The sequence below is a fragment of the Mesorhizobium sp. LjNodule214 genome (assembly GCF_964252735.1).
In the GTDB taxonomy this organism is placed as follows: Bacteria; Pseudomonadota; Alphaproteobacteria; order Rhizobiales; family Rhizobiaceae; genus Mesorhizobium.
Genome location: NZ_CAXUPE020000001.1, coordinates 1844686 through 1860519, shown reverse-complemented (window position 1 = coordinate 1860519; position 15834 = coordinate 1844686). Strand labels below are relative to the sequence as shown.

At 64.4% G+C, this 15834-nt stretch carries 14 protein-coding genes; 3 read left to right on the top strand and 11 right to left on the bottom strand.

The window, feature by feature from the left end:
- Window positions 1–36: 36 nt before the first annotated feature.
- The 4 genes from ACSQ3Z_RS08865 to hisS form a co-directional block, all read right to left on the bottom strand.
- Window positions 37–1803, bottom strand: a complete 1767-nt coding sequence (locus tag ACSQ3Z_RS08865; RefSeq protein WP_436170915.1) for an AMP-binding protein — start codon at window positions 1801–1803, stop codon at window positions 37–39.
- 230 nt (window positions 1804–2033) lie between these two features.
- Window positions 2034–2735 (bottom strand): ATP phosphoribosyltransferase, encoded by a 702-nt coding sequence (gene hisG, locus ACSQ3Z_RS08860; protein ID WP_436170914.1) that lies wholly within the window; start codon window positions 2733–2735, stop codon window positions 2034–2036.
- A complete protein-coding gene (locus ACSQ3Z_RS08855; RefSeq protein ID WP_436170913.1) occupies window positions 2732–3853 on the bottom strand; it encodes an ATP phosphoribosyltransferase regulatory subunit in 1122 nt (373 codons plus the stop codon). Before ACSQ3Z_RS08855 ends, hisG begins: the two co-directional genes overlap by 4 nt.
- The gene (gene hisS, locus ACSQ3Z_RS08850; protein WP_436170912.1) at window positions 3850–5388 is read right to left on the bottom strand and encodes a histidine--tRNA ligase; all 1539 of its coding nucleotides are present in this window, start codon (window positions 5386–5388) and stop codon (window positions 3850–3852) included. Before hisS ends, ACSQ3Z_RS08855 begins: the two co-directional genes overlap by 4 nt.
- Before the next feature lie 210 nt (window positions 5389–5598).
- Here hisS and ACSQ3Z_RS08845 point away from each other — a divergent pair, with 210 nt between their 5' ends.
- Window positions 5599–5853, top strand: coding sequence for a hypothetical protein (locus ACSQ3Z_RS08845; RefSeq protein ID WP_436170911.1), 255 nt, complete (start codon window positions 5599–5601; stop codon window positions 5851–5853).
- A 7-nt stretch (window positions 5854–5860) separates the two neighbouring features.
- Here ACSQ3Z_RS08845 and ACSQ3Z_RS08840 read toward each other — a convergent pair whose 3' ends face one another.
- On the bottom strand, window positions 5861–6499 hold the full coding sequence (locus tag ACSQ3Z_RS08840) for a DNA-3-methyladenine glycosylase I (protein WP_436170910.1): 639 nt from the start codon (window positions 6497–6499) through the stop codon (window positions 5861–5863).
- A gap of 208 nt (window positions 6500–6707) precedes the next feature.
- Between ACSQ3Z_RS08840 and ACSQ3Z_RS08835 the strand changes: the two genes are divergently transcribed.
- Together ACSQ3Z_RS08835 and ACSQ3Z_RS08830 are read left to right on the top strand one after the other, a co-directional pair.
- A complete protein-coding gene (locus ACSQ3Z_RS08835) occupies window positions 6708–7451 on the top strand; it encodes a L,D-transpeptidase (RefSeq protein ID WP_436170909.1) in 744 nt (247 codons plus the stop codon).
- Between the two features lie 318 nt (window positions 7452–7769).
- Complete coding sequence (locus ACSQ3Z_RS08830) at window positions 7770–8690, top strand: bifunctional 5,10-methylenetetrahydrofolate dehydrogenase/5,10-methenyltetrahydrofolate cyclohydrolase (RefSeq protein WP_436170908.1); 921 nt, start codon at window positions 7770–7772, stop codon at window positions 8688–8690.
- 9 nt (window positions 8691–8699) lie between these two features.
- Here the strand turns inward: ACSQ3Z_RS08830 and ACSQ3Z_RS08825 are convergent, their stop codons facing one another.
- The 6 genes from ACSQ3Z_RS08825 to ACSQ3Z_RS08800 form a co-directional block, all read right to left on the bottom strand.
- A complete protein-coding gene (locus tag ACSQ3Z_RS08825) occupies window positions 8700–9707 on the bottom strand; it encodes a hypothetical protein (protein ID WP_436170907.1) in 1008 nt (335 codons plus the stop codon).
- 31 nt (window positions 9708–9738) lie between these two features.
- Window positions 9739–11037, bottom strand: a complete 1299-nt coding sequence (gene glcF / locus ACSQ3Z_RS08820) for a glycolate oxidase subunit GlcF (RefSeq protein ID WP_436170906.1) — start codon at window positions 11035–11037, stop codon at window positions 9739–9741.
- Window positions 11038–11103: 66 nt separating this feature from the next.
- On the bottom strand, window positions 11104–11490 hold the full coding sequence (locus ACSQ3Z_RS08815; RefSeq protein ID WP_436170905.1) for a DUF4870 family protein: 387 nt from the start codon (window positions 11488–11490) through the stop codon (window positions 11104–11106).
- The gene (gene glcE, locus ACSQ3Z_RS08810; protein WP_436170904.1) at window positions 11487–12743 is read right to left on the bottom strand and encodes a glycolate oxidase subunit GlcE; all 1257 of its coding nucleotides are present in this window, start codon (window positions 12741–12743) and stop codon (window positions 11487–11489) included. The genes ACSQ3Z_RS08815 and glcE overlap by 4 nt, the downstream gene beginning before the upstream one ends.
- Before the next feature lie 76 nt (window positions 12744–12819).
- Window positions 12820–14316: an FAD-linked oxidase C-terminal domain-containing protein gene (locus ACSQ3Z_RS08805; protein ID WP_436170903.1), complete on the bottom strand. Its 1497-nt coding sequence runs from the start codon at window positions 14314–14316 to the stop codon at window positions 12820–12822.
- A gap of 160 nt (window positions 14317–14476) precedes the next feature.
- Window positions 14477–15799, bottom strand: a complete 1323-nt coding sequence (locus ACSQ3Z_RS08800; protein WP_436170902.1) for a DUF3422 family protein — start codon at window positions 15797–15799, stop codon at window positions 14477–14479.
- Window positions 15800–15834 lie beyond the last annotated feature (35 nt).

Genomic DNA, 15834 nt, shown 5'->3' with positions numbered 1-15834 from the left:
TTCAGCGCGACGGCAAATCGAAGCGTCTTCGCCTGCTCAAGCCGTCTTCTGCGTCACCAGTCCCAGTTCCTCGACCATCGCCTCGCGCATCAGGAATTTCTGCGGCTTGCCGGTCACCGTCATCGGCAATTCGGTGCGGAAGCGGACGTAGCGCGGGATCTTGTAGTGGGCGATCTGGCCGGTGCAGAAGGTCTTGATCTCCTGCTCGGTGGCGGTCTGGCCGGGCCTGAGCACGATCCAGGCGCACAGCTCCTCGCCATATTTGTCATCTGGAATTCCGAACACCTGGACTTCCTTGACCTTGGGATGGCGATAGAGGAACTCCTCGACCTCGCGCGGATAGACGTTCTCGCCGCCGCGGATGACCATGTCCTTGACCCGGCCGACGATGTTGCAATAGCCGTCGGCGTCGATGGTGGCGAGATCGCCTGTGTGCATCCAGCCATCGGCGTCGATCGCCTCGCGGGTCTTCTCCTGGTCGTCCCAATAGCCCTTCATCACCGAATAGCCTCGCGTGCAAAGCTCACCCGGCGCCCCGACCGCGACAGTGGCGCCCTCGGCGTCGATGGCCTTGACCTCGACATGGGGATGGATGCGGCCGACCGTCGAGACGCGTTTTTCCAACGGATCGTCGACGCCGCTCTGGAAGGACACCGGGCTGGTCTCGGTCATGCCGTAGGCGATGGTCACATCCGACATATGCATCAGCGACACCACCTTCTTCATCACCTCGATCGGGCATGGTGAGCCGGCCATGATGCCGGTGCGCAGGCTGGTGAGATCGTAGGAGCCAAAGTCCGGATGGTCGAGCAGGCCGACGAACATGGTCGGCACGCCGTAGAGGCCGGTGCAGCGTTCCTGCGCCACCGCCTTCAGCGTCGCGCCGGCATCGAAGCCCTCGCCCGGAAACACCATGGTCGCGCCCTTGGTGACGCAGCCTATCGTGCCCATCGACATGCCGAAGCAATGATAGAGCGGCACCGGGATGCAGAGCCGGTCGTCGACGGTGAGCTTGATCGCCGCGGTGACGAAATTGCCGTTGTTGACGATGTTGTGGTGGGTCAGCGTCGCGCCCTTCGGCGCACCTGTCGTGCCTGAGGTGAACTGGATGTTGATGGCCTCGCCTGGCTTCAGCCCCTCGGAGATGCGGTCGAGGCTGTCATGCTCGTCGCGGCCCGCCATCGCCAGCACATCGCCGAAATTGTACATGCCGGGCGAGTTGTCCTCGCCCATGCGGATGACGATCTTCAGCGCCGGCAGTGTTTTCGCCTTGAGCTTGCCGGGCGCGGCCATGGCGATTTCCGGCGCCAGCGTCTCGACCATGCCGAGATAGTCGGAGGTCTTGAACCTGACGGCGGTAACCAGAGCTCGGCAAGCGACCTTGTTCAGCGCATATTCCAGCTCGGTCAGCCGATAGGCCGGGTTGATGTTGACCAGGATCAGGCCGATGCGCGCCGTGGCGAATTGTGTCACCAGCCATTCCCAGCGGTTGGGCGACCAGATGCCGACACGCTCGCCCTTTTCCAGGCCGAGCGCGAGCAGGCCGGCGGCAAGCGCATCCACAGTGTCCGACAGCTCGCTCCAGGTGAAGCGCTTGTCCTGGTCGACGAAGACCGCGGCATCGAGCGTGCCGTATTTGCTGACGGTATCGGAAAACAGCGCCGGGATCGTCTTGTTGAGCAGCGGCATGGTGCGCTCGCCCGACACATGCGCTCTGCCGTCGATCGGCGCGACGAAGGTGCCGCCCTTGCCCGGGCCGCGCAGATTGGTGGCGTTGTTCAGCTCGTCGAGTTTGATCGCCATCGCCGTCTCCTCCGCAGACATACCGAACCTATCAGCCTACCGTGGTGGTGGAAATCCCGTCGATGGTAGTGAAGCTCGATCCCTCCCCTCGAGGGGAGGGTGTCGAGCGAAGCGAGGCGGATGGGGTCGCCTCAACTGCCTCAACCTCTTATTTGGCTTTGACCAAAGATGGAGCGCGTCACCGCGGACCCCACCCGTCCATTCGACTTCGGCGGCTGTCCACCCTCCCCTCAAGGGGGAGGGAGGGCGCTCATCTTCGCAGCAATATCGCGCAACATTGCTTCATCCGCCGCCGCGCGGCTCTTCCTCGACGCGACAAGGCAAGCCTGCGACCGCAGGACGACGCCGTCGGTCAGCACCTTGAGATGGTTGGCGCGTAGCGTCGAGCCGGTGGTGGTGATGTCTACGATGACATCAGCCGAGCCCACCGCCGGCGCGCCTTCGGTGGCGCCCAGGCTCTCGACGATGCGATAGACCTGGATGCCGTGCTTTTGCGAAAAGAATTGCTGGGTCAGCCGCCAGTATTTGGTGGCGATGCGCAGCCGCCTGCCGTGGCGCTGGCGGAAATCTGCGGCAACATCGTCGAGATCGGCCATGGTGTCGACATCGAGCCAGATGTCGGGCACCGCCACCACGACATCGGCATTGCCGAAGCCAAGGCGGGCGACGATTTCGGCACAAGCCTCCCAGTCGGCAAGGTTCTCGCGCAAGAGATCCTCGCCGGTGATGCCCAAATCGACGGAGCCCTGGCCGATCTCGCCGGCAATTTCAGAGGCCGACAGGAAGGCCACCTCGATGCTGTCCATGCCCTCGATGCGGGCGCGGTATTTGCGCTCGTCGCCGGGCAAGCTGACGGCAAGCCCGGCCTTGGCCAAGACTTCCAGCGCCTGCTCCTTGAGCCGGCCTTTCGACGGCAGTGCCAGCGTGATCATTTGGCCGTCCCCCGCTGCGCCTCGATGCGGTCGAGCCAGACGGAAAAACCGACGCCGGGGATCGGCGTCTTGGCGCCGAGCAGCGTCAGCAGGCGGTCGTAGCGGCCGCCGCCGGCCAGCGGCCGTTCGCCATTTTCCACCGCGACCTCGAAGACCAGGCCGGTGTAATAGTCGAGCGGGCGGCCGAAGGCGGCGTCATAGTGAATTGTCGCGGCCGGCAGGCCATGCGCTTCGATCGCCTTGGCGCGAGCGGCGAAATTGTCCAGGGCCGCGCCCAGCGAAAGGCCGGCACCAGCCGCGAAGCTCTCGAGCGCCTGAGGCGCACTGTCAAGCGGCACGTCGATCGCGAGAAATGTCCTCAGCGCCGAGAACGCCTCGTTCGACAGCCGCACGCTGCGCAGTTCGGCCTTCTCGATCAGGCGGCGCGCGATATCGGAGGGCGAGCGCCCGGTCGACGCCGACAGGCCGGTCTCCTCCATGCCGCCGGCAATGTGCGCGGAAAGCCCGTCCAGATCGCCACCTAGGACAAGGGCAGCCACCGGGCCGGACAGCTGGCCGTTGCGTGGCGGATTGGCGAGGTCGGCCAATGCCGCCTCCAGCATCGCCGCCGAACCGAAGGCGCGGGCAAGCCGCATGCGCCAGCCACGCGGCAGGCCCAGTGCTGCCAGCACCGCCTCGAAAATGGTCTGGTCGCCGAGCGTGACGTTCAGCGTCTTGCCGGGCAGAGCCAACGACAGCAGCGCATGCGCGTCGGCCAGCGAACGGGCGTCGGCTTGCGGTGTGTCGCGGTCACCGAGATCCTCGATGCCGGCCTGGAAGAACTCGTTGCCGCCCTCGCGGCGCTGGCGAAACACCTCGCCGAGATAGGAATAGCGGCGCGGCGTGCCGGCCTGGCTGGCGATGTGGTCGAGGCAGACGGGAATGGTGAATTCCGGCCTGAGACAGAGCGTCTTGCCGGTCTCGCTCTCGGTGAGAAAGATGCGGCGGCGCAGATCCTCGCCAGCCATGTCGAGGAACGGGTCGGCCGGCTGCAGCACCGCGACCTCGACCGCATGGGTATTGCGCGCGGCGAAGAGGCTGGCGATGTCGGCGGCGATGGCGGGATAGCGGGAGGTCATCGGTTGGATGGGCGCGAGGCACCACCTTTCGCACGATCGGCTGCTTGCGCCGACAGGATCTTCCGGACCTCACCGACCAGCTCACTCTCCGCAACCGTCACCTGCGCCGGCCGCGCCGCGCGCCATTCGGCGTTGTCGGCAATCTCGGCCGACATCCTGGCGCCTTCGATCAAATCCTTGATCTGCACCTCACCCTTCGCGCGCTCGTCGCCGCCCTGGATGATGGCGACCGGGCTGCCGCGGCGGTCGGCATATTTCAGCTGTGCCTTCATGCCGGCGCCGCCGAGATACATTTCCGAGCGGATGCCGGCGGCGCGCAGTTCCGATACCATCTTCTGATAACGGCCGAGGCTTGTCGTGTCCTTGTCCATCACCAGCACGACGACCGGGGCGATCACATCCGACATGTCGAGCTTGCCGAGGTTCTTCAGCGCCGTCATCAGCCGGGAGACGCCGATGGAAAAGCCGGTCGCCGGCACCGGCTCGCCACGGAAGCGGGAAACCAGCCCGTCATAGCGACCGCCGCCACCGACCGAGCCGAAGCGCACGATCTGGCCGTCCTCATTGGGGATCTCTGCCAGCAGCTCGGCCTCGAAGACCGGGCCGGTGTAATATTCGAGGCCGCGGACGACAGAGGGATCGATCTTAATTCGTGCCGGTCCATATCCAGCTGCGTCGCAAAGCAACGCAATTTCTTCGAGTTCGTTCAAGCCTGCTTCACAAGCCGGTATGTTCCCGAGAGAGCTTTTCAGATCTTGTACAGTGGCATGGTTGCTGGTGTGCATTTCGCCGACTGCGGCGACGCAGTTCATCACTAGCTCGATCTGTTGCTTGTCCAGTCCAGCGCCCTTCGTAAAATCTCCGCTCTCGTCCTTTCGTCCGGTGCCCAGCAACAACTGCACACCTTCCACACCCAGCTTGTCCAACTTGTCGACGGCGCGAAGTACCGTCAGCCGACGCCCTGCATTCTCATCGCCGCCGAGGCCGATCGCCGCCAGCACGCCGTCCAGCAGCTTGCGGTTGTTCACCCGGATGACGTAGTCGCCGCGCTTGATGCCCAGCGCTTCCATCACGTCGGCCATCATCATCGCCATTTCGGCGTCGGCCGCGACGCCCGGCGTGCCGATCGTATCGGCGTCGAACTGCATGAACTGACGGAAGCGGCCGGGGCCGGGTTTCTCGTTGCGGAACACCCAGCCGGAGCGATAGCTGCGATAAGGCTTCGGCAGCTTTTCAAAATTCTCGGCGACGAAGCGTGCCGTCGGCGCGGTCAGGTCGTAGCGCAGCGACAGCCACTGGTCGTCGTCGTCCTGGAAGGAGAATACGCCTTCGTTCGGCCGATCCTGGTCGGGCAGGAATTTGCCGAGCGCATCGGTGTATTCGATCAGCGGCTGGTCGACAGGCTCGAAACCGTAAAGCTCGTAGACCGAGCGGATCGTCGCCATCATCTTCTCGACGGCGCGGATATCGTCGGCGCTGCGGTCGGCAAAGCCGCGCGGCAGCCGCGCTTTCGTCTTTTCCGATTTGTCGGCCATGGGATGGATACTCGGTGTTTCGTGGCGTTGCGCGGTAGAAAATTTCTTATTTCCGCGGCGCGCGTGTCCTAACCGATGCAGCCGGGAGCGGCAAGGGTTTGCGCCTTTGCTGAAACAAACTGCGCCAAAAGGAAACAATTCCGCCATAGGTGCGGCATCGTGCCGACACAATCAGAGCCGATAAGCACGCCGAAACAAGGGGTTCGGGCCATGACCACGGCAGGAAAGTTCGACATCGAACACAGAGGCGTCCGCGAACTGCCGGCACGGCTCCGGCCGGCGGGCAGCAATGCATCCGTGACGGCAAGCCAGATGGCGGGTCCGTTCGAGGTCACTGCGGATGAACGCAAGGGCTCGACAGCGCGCGATGCGCTGATGACCGGCCTGCTGGTGATTTATCCGGCCTTCGCCGCACTTGCCGCGATCGTCGCCGGCCTGTTCCTGACCGGCGCCAGCGGCGTGTGACTGCCGCTCATTTCGGCCGCTTGAACTTCTTCCGCTCCGCTTCCACCTCCTTGCGGCAGACGCAGCCTTCGAGATGGTCGTTGACCAGACCCATCGCCTGCATAAAGGCGTAGACGGTGGTCGGGCCGACAAAGCTCCAGCCGCGCTTTTTCAATTCCTTTGAAATCCTGACCGAAACCGCCGTCGTCGGATTGGCGCGCAGATGGGCGAGATCGACGATTTCTGGCCGTTCGTCCGAGCCCGGCTCGAATTTCCAGAACCAGGCAGCGAGCGAGCCGAATTCGTCGGCCATTTCGCGGGCGCGCTTGGCGTTGTTGATGGTCGAGACGATCTTGCCGCGATGACGGATGATGCCGGAATTGCCGACCAGGCGCTCGACATCCTTGTCGGTGAAGGCGGCGACCTTGTCGAATTCGAAATTGGCGAAGGCCTCGCGGAAATTCTCGCGCTTGCGCAGGATGGTCAGCCAGGACAGGCCGGACTGGAAACCCTCGAGGCAGATCTTTTCGAACAGCCTGCGGTCGTCGGCCACCGGCCGGCCCCATTCATGATCATGGTAATGCAGATAGTCAGGCAGGTTGCCGTGCCAGAAGCAGCGTGAGATGCCATCGGGGCCAGCGAGCAGGCCTGTGTTTTCGTTTTCCATGGCGAAATTCCATTCGTTAATGCGCCTTTGCGCTGCTTTTACCGTGGCTTTACCAGATTCCTGAACGGGCCGGTAACCACACCAAAAGGTTTACTGACAAACCGGCATTTTACGCATTCCGATTCATGTTTCGGTTGCCGCTTGGCGCCAAGGATCGCGCAACCGGGGGCACTTTCCCCCGCGTGTCAGACGATCAAGGTGCGTTCCGATGAATATCTTCTTGCGTTCCGTGTTCGGCGCCGCGGCCCTTCTTGCCACCGGCACCACCTCCTCCTTTGCTGATGACCGCTATGCCGACCGGCCGCCGGTGATGGTGAGCCCCGACCTTTCGGCGCCCTGGGTGCTGCAGCTTGGCCGGGCCCCGGGCATCGTGCGGCAGAACCGGCAGGCCGCGCAGCAGCCGCGCATGCGCTACGCACAGCCGGCACAACCTGACCAGGTGCGGACAGCAGCCGTGCAGGCGCCGGCCAGGCGCTTGGTGAAGCGGCCGCAGATCGACCCGATCTACCTGCCGCAGGAAGTCGCCTATGACGGGCCGCAGAAGCCGGGCACGATCGTCATCGATACGACGCAGAATTTCCTCTATCTGGTCGAGAAGAACGGCAAGGCGCGGCGCTATGGCGTCGGCACCGGCAAGCCCGGCTTCGAATGGTCGGGCACGCACAAGATCACCAACAAGCGCGTCTGGCCGGACTGGCGTCCGCCGGCGGTGATGATCAAGCGCGAAGCCGCCAAGGGCCGCTATCTGCCGACCTATCTCGCCGGCGGCGAGGAGAACCCGCTCGGCGCGCGCGCGCTCTATCTCGGCACCACGGAATACCGCATCCACGGCACCAACCAGCCATGGACGATCGGCGGCGCAGTGTCGTCGGGCTGCATCCGCATGCGCAACGAGGACGTTGTCGATCTCTATGAACGGGTCAATGTCGGAACGACCGTGGTGGTGATATAGTCACTGCGAATCAGCTGGTTAGGCAGCGCTGAGTGGTTTTTGGCGCGCTGTTGCCCTCAAGCCATAGCGCGCTTTTGAGGGACGTGCTTAGACTGGCAACGATTTAACGGGGGACGGGCCGTGTGGGGATACGGTCAGTCACGAGAGGGCAGCACGGGAACCCGCGCTGCCCTTTTCGTTTTGCGCAACGCGTCGCCGCCTTCAGCCGCCGCAAGGTTTCGACGATAGGTCGCATGGCGGTTTCGCGTTTCGCGCTGCCCTTCCCGCGGTTCTTTTGCTATGTCGGCGCCAACGTTTTCCAGATCGAAGGTTCAGTCCATGGCCTCGCCCGACGACAGCCGCTACCTCAAGGGCGGTCCGGTTGCCCAGCGCATCATCGCCGCGGTGCGCGAGGATGCGGCGATTGCGAGGGCCGAAGGTTTCCCGCCCAAGCTGGTGTCGATCACCGTCGGCGACACGGCGGCTGTCGACGTCTATGTGCGCAACCAGCGCGCCAAGGCGGAACTGGCCGGCATCGGTTTCGAGGAACGGCGCTTTGCCGCCGACATCACCGCCGGCGAGCTGGAAGCGGCGATCCATGGGCTCAACGCCGATCCGCGCGTCACCGGCATCATCATTCAGCGGCCGGTGCCGGCGCATATCCCGATCAAGACGCTGCAGGCGGCGGTGCATCCGCTGAAGGATGTCGAGGGCATGCATCCGGCCTCGATCGGCAACATCGTCTACAACCAGCTCGACCTGGCGCCCTGCACGGCGGCGGCCTCGGTCGAACTGCTGAAGGAAACCGGCCTCGACCTGAAGGGGCTCGAAGTGGTGATCGTCGGCCACTCCGAGATCGTCGGCAAGCCGATCGCTTTCCTATTGATGAGCGAAGGCGCGACGGTGACGGTGTGTCATCACATGACGCGCTCGGTGGCGGCGCATGCGAGGCGCGCCGATGCGCTGTTCGTCGCCGTCGGCAAGCCAAGGCTGATCAAGGCCGACATGGTCAAGCCGGGTGCCGCGGTGATCGACATCGGCATCAATTCGGAGATCGGACCGGACGGGCAAAGCCGCATCGTCGGCGACGTCGACACCGACAGCGTCAAGGACGTGGCGTCCTGGATCACGCCGGTGCCGGGCGGTGTCGGCCCGATCACGGTCGCGATCCTGCTGCGCAACACGATGGTGGCACTCAACCGCCAGCGCGCGCTGTACAACGCGACCTACGGCGTGGCGGACAAACTCGCGGCGGAATAACTGCTTTCGTCACGTGTATTGCGGCACATGGCATGTGATCCGGCTTTCTTCGTCCCAGAAGACGTAAAGCATGCCACCGCTGCCCCAGAAGAAGCCCGCGAACGAATCGAACTGGAGAAGAAACTTCATTTTCCTGTTCGTTCTGGGAACAAGCGGAAACTGCGGTCCTTGAACCCACGACGGTAGCCCGCCAAGCCGAAACAGATTCTGCCTTGAATTGCTCGTCAGCCACGACTGCCTGAGCCAGCGCGGCGGCGTCGGTGCCAGACGGACAGTGCTTTCCTTTGTAACCGGCTCCGATGTGAAATCATCGGCGGAATGGAATGGCGCGATCGGTGTCGGCATTCCATTGGTATCATGGGAATAGTAGGTCGGTTCGAGAGAGCCCTGGCACGTCTCGATGCGGAGCCGAGGAAAAGGTGCCGCTATCTGGGCGCCAAAATCGTCCAAGGTAACGAGATGCACCAGTCTCTTGCCGCAACCCGGACATGCGCCCATCCCCTCACCGCCGACCGTGAATGGCCGCCCCGCCGCCGGCAGATGCCAGGTGGGGTGATTGCGATGTGTCGGAAAGGACATGTCGCTCGGAGCGCCCTCTTCAAAGACAAAGTGATGGCACGCGGGCGGCGAACGTGGATCATCATCCGTCAGCCAGTCTGCGAAATCGGGATTGTCGGCAAGCGCGCTGTCCAGGAACAACTCGGGCGCTTGCAGAACGGCATGGGATAAAAGCTCTTCGACATCGGTTCCGCGCTTCGACCGGCCCTGTAGGAAGAACGCAAGCTTGCCCAAATGCGTGTCGTCGAGAAACGAAACTGCATCCTCGATCAGAGTGATCCTGTGGACATCGGCTTCAACAGCCGCCTTGATAAGCTGAAATAGAAACTCTGATCCATCTTTCAGATGCCGAGCTACAACGGTTTCGCATTCGGCATAGCGAGCCTGAAAGTTCGAACGTGACTGGTCCGACAGAAGGCGAACAACGGTTTCGATATCTTCTGGCTCTGGCTTGTGCATCGCCGCATCGTCTTGGGCGAATTCTTCCCAGTCAACTCATTCTTGGTGGCTCGCCGCCATAGGCCCAGTCGAGCAGCTTGATCGTGTGCACCACCGGCAGCTTCGCGGCTGAAGCGATCTGGGTGATGCAGCCGATGTTGCCGGTGGCGACAATTGAAGCTCCGGTCGCCTCGATGTTCCGGACCTTGCGGTCGCGCAGCTTGGCCGAGATCTCGGATTGCAGGATGTTGTAGGTGCCGGCCGAGCCGCAGCACAGATGTCCCTCGCGTGGCTCGCGCACGACGAAGCCGGCCCTGGTCAGCAGGTCCTTCGGCTGGCGGGTGATCTTCTGGCCGTGCTGCATCGAACAGGCCGAGTGATAGGCGACGACCGTGCCGGGCTTACGCACCGGCTCGGGCAGGTCGAGAGCGGCGAGGTACTCGGTGATGTCTTTTGCCAGCGCCGAAACGCGTGCCGCCTTTTCGGCATAGGCCGGATCGAGGCGCAGCATGAAGCCGTAGTCCTTGATGGTAGTGCCGCAGCCCGACGCGGTGATGATGATGGCATCGAGCCCACCTTGGTCGACGGCGCGCGTCCAGGCATCGACGTTCTGCCTCGCCGAGGCAAGGGCTGCCTGCTCGCGGCCCATGTGGTGCACCAGCGCGCCGCAACAGCCCTCGCCGTCCGGCACCACCACCTCGACGCCGAGCCGCGTCAGCAGCGAGATCGTCGTGTCGTTGATCGCGGGGGCGAGCACCGATTGCGCACAGCCGGTGAGGATGGCGACGCGACCCTTTTTCGTGCCTTGCCCGGCATGGACGCCCGGAGACGCCATCGGCGATGCCGGGGGGATCGAGGCCGGAGCAAGCTTGAGCATGGCGCCCAGCGGCCTCAGCGCCGGGATCTTTTCGAATAGGCCGACAAAGGGTTTGCCGAGCTTTGCCAGCTTCAACGCCGTGCGAAAGCGCGCGGGATAGGGCAGCACGAAAGCCAGCATGGCGCGGATCACCCGATCAAGCAGTGGGCGCCTGTAGGTCTCCTGGATATGGGCGCGGGCATGGTCGACCAGATGCATGTAGTTGACGCCGGACGGGCAGGTGGTCATGCAGGCGAGGCAGGACAGGCAGCGGTCGATATGGGTGACGATCTGCTTATCGGCCGGACGACCGTTCTCCAGCATGTCCTTGATCAGGTAGATGCGCCCGCGCGGCGAATCGAGTTCGTTGCCCAATGTCACATAGGTCGGGCAGGTGGCAGTGCAGAAGCCGCAATGCACGCATTTGCGCAGGATCTTCTCCGATTCTGCGACATGCGGATCGGCAAGCTGGGCAGCTGAGAAATTGGTCTGCACTAGAAGTCCTTACCTTCTGAGCATGATCTTTTCCGAAAACCGGTCCCCACTTTTCGGGATCATGCTCTATTGCCCAAGGAGCCAGCTTTCCGGGTTCTTGACCGGCTCGCCGCGCTGCAGCGCCTGGATGCCCAGAATGCAGCGGGCGATGAACCAGACGGCGACCGCGAACATCAGCAGGAAGCCGATCATCACGAAGATCAGCACCATCGAGACCAGCGCGTAGAGCAGGCCAATCCAGAAGGTGCGGATCAGGAATGTATAGTGGCTCTCTACGAAGCCGCCGGCCTTGCCGCGGTTGATGTAGGCGAGCACGATGCCGACAAGGCCGGTGATGCCGATGACGAGGCCGGCGAGATAGAGGATGTAGATGACCAGCGCATTGGTCGCGCCCGGCTCCAGCCAGCGGTCGGTCTGGCGCGGTGTGTTCTGGCCTGGATTGGTGTTGCTCATGGTGCTGCTCCCTCCGTTGTCGGGTTCAGAGTAGCAGAGCCTGAGCCCGGCGCCATGCGGCCTGGGTTGAGGATCGCCTTGGGGTCGAATTCGGCCTTGAGGCGCGCCGACAGGGCCGCGAGGTGCGAGGCCTGCGGCTCGAACAAGGGCACGGCGGCGCGATGCGAGAGGGCGGCACGCACCAGCGTCGCGTGGCCGCCGCCATGCTTGCGGATCAGGCCGCGCAACAGACTCGCCTCGGGATCCCCCGCCTCCATGCGCAGCCAGACCAGCCCGCCCTGCCAGTCGTAGAAGGCGCTGACGCCGGCCTGCATGCGCAGCGTCAGCACCATCTGGTGCGCCTGAGACGGCGCCATCGAGACGCGCCAGACCGGTTTTTCCGTGCCGTCGGCGAAAGGCACGCAATCGCGGACATCGCGCCAGATGGCTTTGGACGACGCGCCCGCGATCTCCTGCAGTGGACCGGCCTTGCCGAGCAACTGCTTCAGCGCGGCGATGCGATAAACGACCGACGGACCAAATCCCTCGACGCGCAGCAGCGTCGCGGCATCGCTGCCGAGCGTGCTTCCGGCGACGCGCGCGGCGACGCGTTCGGGCAGATGGGCGGCACTCGACACTTCAGCGCTGGAGCCGAGTGCCAGCGCCATGGCGGCGGTGGCGGCATCGTCGAGCAGGCCACGGATGGCGAGCGTCACCTCGGTCTCGGCAGCCGGCAGCACCTTGAAGGTGACGTCGGTCAGCACCGCCAGCGTGCCCCAGCTGCCCGCCATCAGCTTGGAGAGATCGTAGCCTGTGACGTTCTTGACCACGCGGCCGCCGGACTTGAAGGCCTCACCACGGCCGGCAACCGCGCTGATGCCGAGGATATGATCGCGCGCGGCACCAGCCTTCAGCCGACGCGGACCGGAAAGGTTGGCGGCGAGCACACCGCCGATGGTGCCCCTCCCCAGTTGGCCGCCGAGCAGCCGGCCGTAGTCCATCGGCTCGAAGGCCAGCTGCTGACCGTTTTGCGCCAGGAGTTGTTCGATCTCGGCAAGCGGCGTGCCGGCTCTGGCCGACAGCACCAGCTCGGCTGGCTCGTAGAGGGTGACGCCGGTGAGTTTCGACAGGTCGAGCGTGTGCTCGCTCTGCTGCGGGCGGCCGATGCCGCGCTTGGAGCCGTGGCCGAGGATTTCCAGCGGCGCGTCTTCCGCCGCTGCCCACTGGACGGTGGAGAGAGTTTCGGATGGCGTGGAAGGGGTGAAAGTGGTCATGGGCGCGACGCACCCGCGAGTGCGGAGATGCCGCGTTCCTGGAACGCCGACATGTCGACCTGAGGCGCCATCACCCTCAAAACCTCGGAATGTCCGGAAACGCCACCTGCCCGCGATGCACATGCATGCGCCCAAGCTCGGCGCAGCGGCGCAGCTGCGGGAAGACCTTGCCGGGATTGAGCAGATGGTTCGGATCGAAGGCGCATTTGACGCGCATCTGCTGGTCGAGGTCGATCTGGTTGAACATTTCCGGCATCAGGTCGCGCTTTTCGACGCCGACACCGTGCTCGCCGGTCAGCACGCCGCCGACCTGGACGCAGAGGCGCAAGATGTCGGCGCCGAAGCTTTCGGCCTTGTCGAGTTCGCCCGGCACGTTGGCATCGTAGAGGATCAGCGGGTGCAGATTGCCGTCGCCTGCGTGGAAGACGTTGGCGACGCCGAGCCCGTATTTTTCGGAGAGCTCGCGCATGCCGGCCAGCACCCGCGGCAGTTCCTTGCGCGGAATGGTGCCGTCCATGCAGTAGTAGTCGGGCGAGATGCGGCCGACCGCGGGGAACGCCGCCTTGCGGCCGGCCCAGAAACTCAGCCGCTCCTGCTCTGATTGCGAGATGCGGCAGGTGGTCGAGCCGTTCTTGTGGGCGATGGCCTCGACAAGGCCGATCAGGTGGTCGACCTCGACGCCCGGTCCGTCGAGCTCGACGATCAGCAGTGCCTCGACATCGAGGGGATAGCCGGCATGGACGAAATCTTCCGCCGCGTGGATCGCCGGGCGGTCCATCATCTCCATGCCGCCGGGGATGATGCCGGCGCCGATGATGTCAGCGACGCATTGGCCGCCCTGCTCGCTGGTCGGGAAGCCGATCAAAAGCGCCCGTGCCGTCTCCGGCTTCTTCAGGATGCGCACGGTGACCTCGGTGACGACACCGAGCAGGCCTTCGGAGCCAGTCATGACGCCGAGCAGGTCGTATCCTTCTGAGTCCAGATGCCTGCCGCCCAGCCGTATCACCTCGCCATTCATCAGCACCATCTCGATGCCCAGCACGTTGTTGGCGGTGAGGCCGTATTTCAGGCAATGCACGCCGCCGGAATTCTCCGCGACGTTGCCGCCGATCGAGCAGGCGATCTGGGAGGATGGATCGGGGGCGTAGTAAAAGCCCTCCTGCTCGACGGCGGTGGTGATGCCGAGATTGGTGACGCCCGGCTGGGCGACGATGGCGCGGTTCGGAAAATCGATCTCGAGGATGCGGTTGAAGCGGCTCATGACCAGCAACACGGCGTCCTCGAGCGGCAGCGCGCCGCCGGAGAGCGAGGTGCCGGAGCCGCGCGGCACGACACGGATGTTGCGGTCGTTGCAGTATTTCAGCACGCGCGAGACCTGCGCCACCGTTTCGGGCAGCACGACGACCAGCGGCAATTGCCGATAGGCGGTCAGGCCGTCGCTTTCGAAGGCGCGCATGGAGTTCTCGGCGTCGACGACGCCCTCGCCCGGCACGATGATGCGCATGTCGGCGACGATCTCGTCGCGCCGGCGCATCGTGGCATCGTCTGGCTTCGGCATGGCCAGGCCGGACATCAGCAGCCTCCATCGCTTGACTGGTAAAAATCTTTTACCAGATGGAGGCATCTGTTGCAAACCCCGCTTTGGTCGAAATCGAAAGCCGGCGGCGGAACGGCCTTCCGCAGCGGCAATCTGCCGCTGCGCGCCGATCACATCTGTAGCAAGGTCGGCCGGCCTATTCGCCCGGATGTTTCGCCGGCTCGGCGTGCATGCGCCGCACGCGGCGCACACCCCACCAGACGAGCAGCACGGCAACCGGCACCGCGGCGGCGGTGACGACTTCGGGCGCAAAGGCATGGCCGAAGATCGAGGCGCCCTTGGCGAGATAGGAGATGAGGCCGACGACATAGTAGGAGACGGCGGCGACGGAGAGACCCTCCACCGTCTGCTGCAGGCGCAGTTGCAAGCGGGCGCGATTGTTCATCGAGGCCAGCAGGTCGCGGTTCTGCTTCTCGACCTCGACATCGACCCAGGTGCGCAGCAAAGTGGTGGCGCGGGTAAGCTTGCGCGACAGATTGGCCTGGCGCTCCTCGACCGAACGGCAGGTGCGCATGGCGGGCGCGACGCGCCGCTGCAGGAAGCCGCCCCAGGTGTCGTAGCCCGGCACGGCCTCTTCCTCCAGCGCTTCCAGCCGCTCGACGACGATGCCGTCATAGGCGCGGCTGGCGCCAAAGCGGTAGAGGCTGGAGGCGGCATCAGCCTCGAGCTCCGCGGCAAGCTCGGTCAGGTCGGCGAGCAAAGTCTGGCTGTCGCGGGTCTGGGCGACCTTCATTTCCAGCGTGGTCTGCGCCAGCCTGTCTTCGATGCGGCGGGCACGGCCCGACAGCGTCAAGGCCAACGGCAGGCCGAGCATGGCCAGCGTGCGGTAGGTCTCGATGTCGATCAGCCGCTGCGACAGCGCGCCAGTCCGCGCCGGCGTCAGGCCGCGATCGAGCACCAGGATGCGGGTCAGGCCGTCGCCGTCCTGGCGGAAGTCGGTGATGATGGCGGCGTTGCCGCGCTCGACCAGCGAATAGCACAGGCTGGTCGGGTCGAAGCTGGCGATCAGCCTCTCGCTCGCCTGCGTCCATTTGCGGATTTCGAGCCTGATGCCGGAAATGACCGTTCCCGGCGGCGAAAACCCGTTGCCGAAGGGCGAATCCTCCTGCGCCCTGCCGCTTTCGGCAAGCGGCCCTTCCCACAGATAGGTCGAGAATTCCGTATGCCGCTCCCAGCGCAGCGTGCCCTTGCCCCATTTCATGGCATGGTGGCGGGCATGACGGTCAGGCGCGGCGATGCCGAGGCGCCGTGACAGTTCGGAGAGCACGGCCATGTCGACGCCGGAACCGCCCTCGGTCATGAAGGCAAGCTGCACCAGCACGCGCGGCTTCTCCATCAGCGGATGCGGGCGTGCATGGACCTCGCCGAGCGCGCCCGGTCGTCCCTCATGCGCCGGAAAGCCCATGACGCTGCCTTGGGCGCGCGGCTGGAATTCGAGATTGGACGTCTCGTCCGACACGGCTGGTCCCCCTGTTTTCGACCCTTCGTGCAATG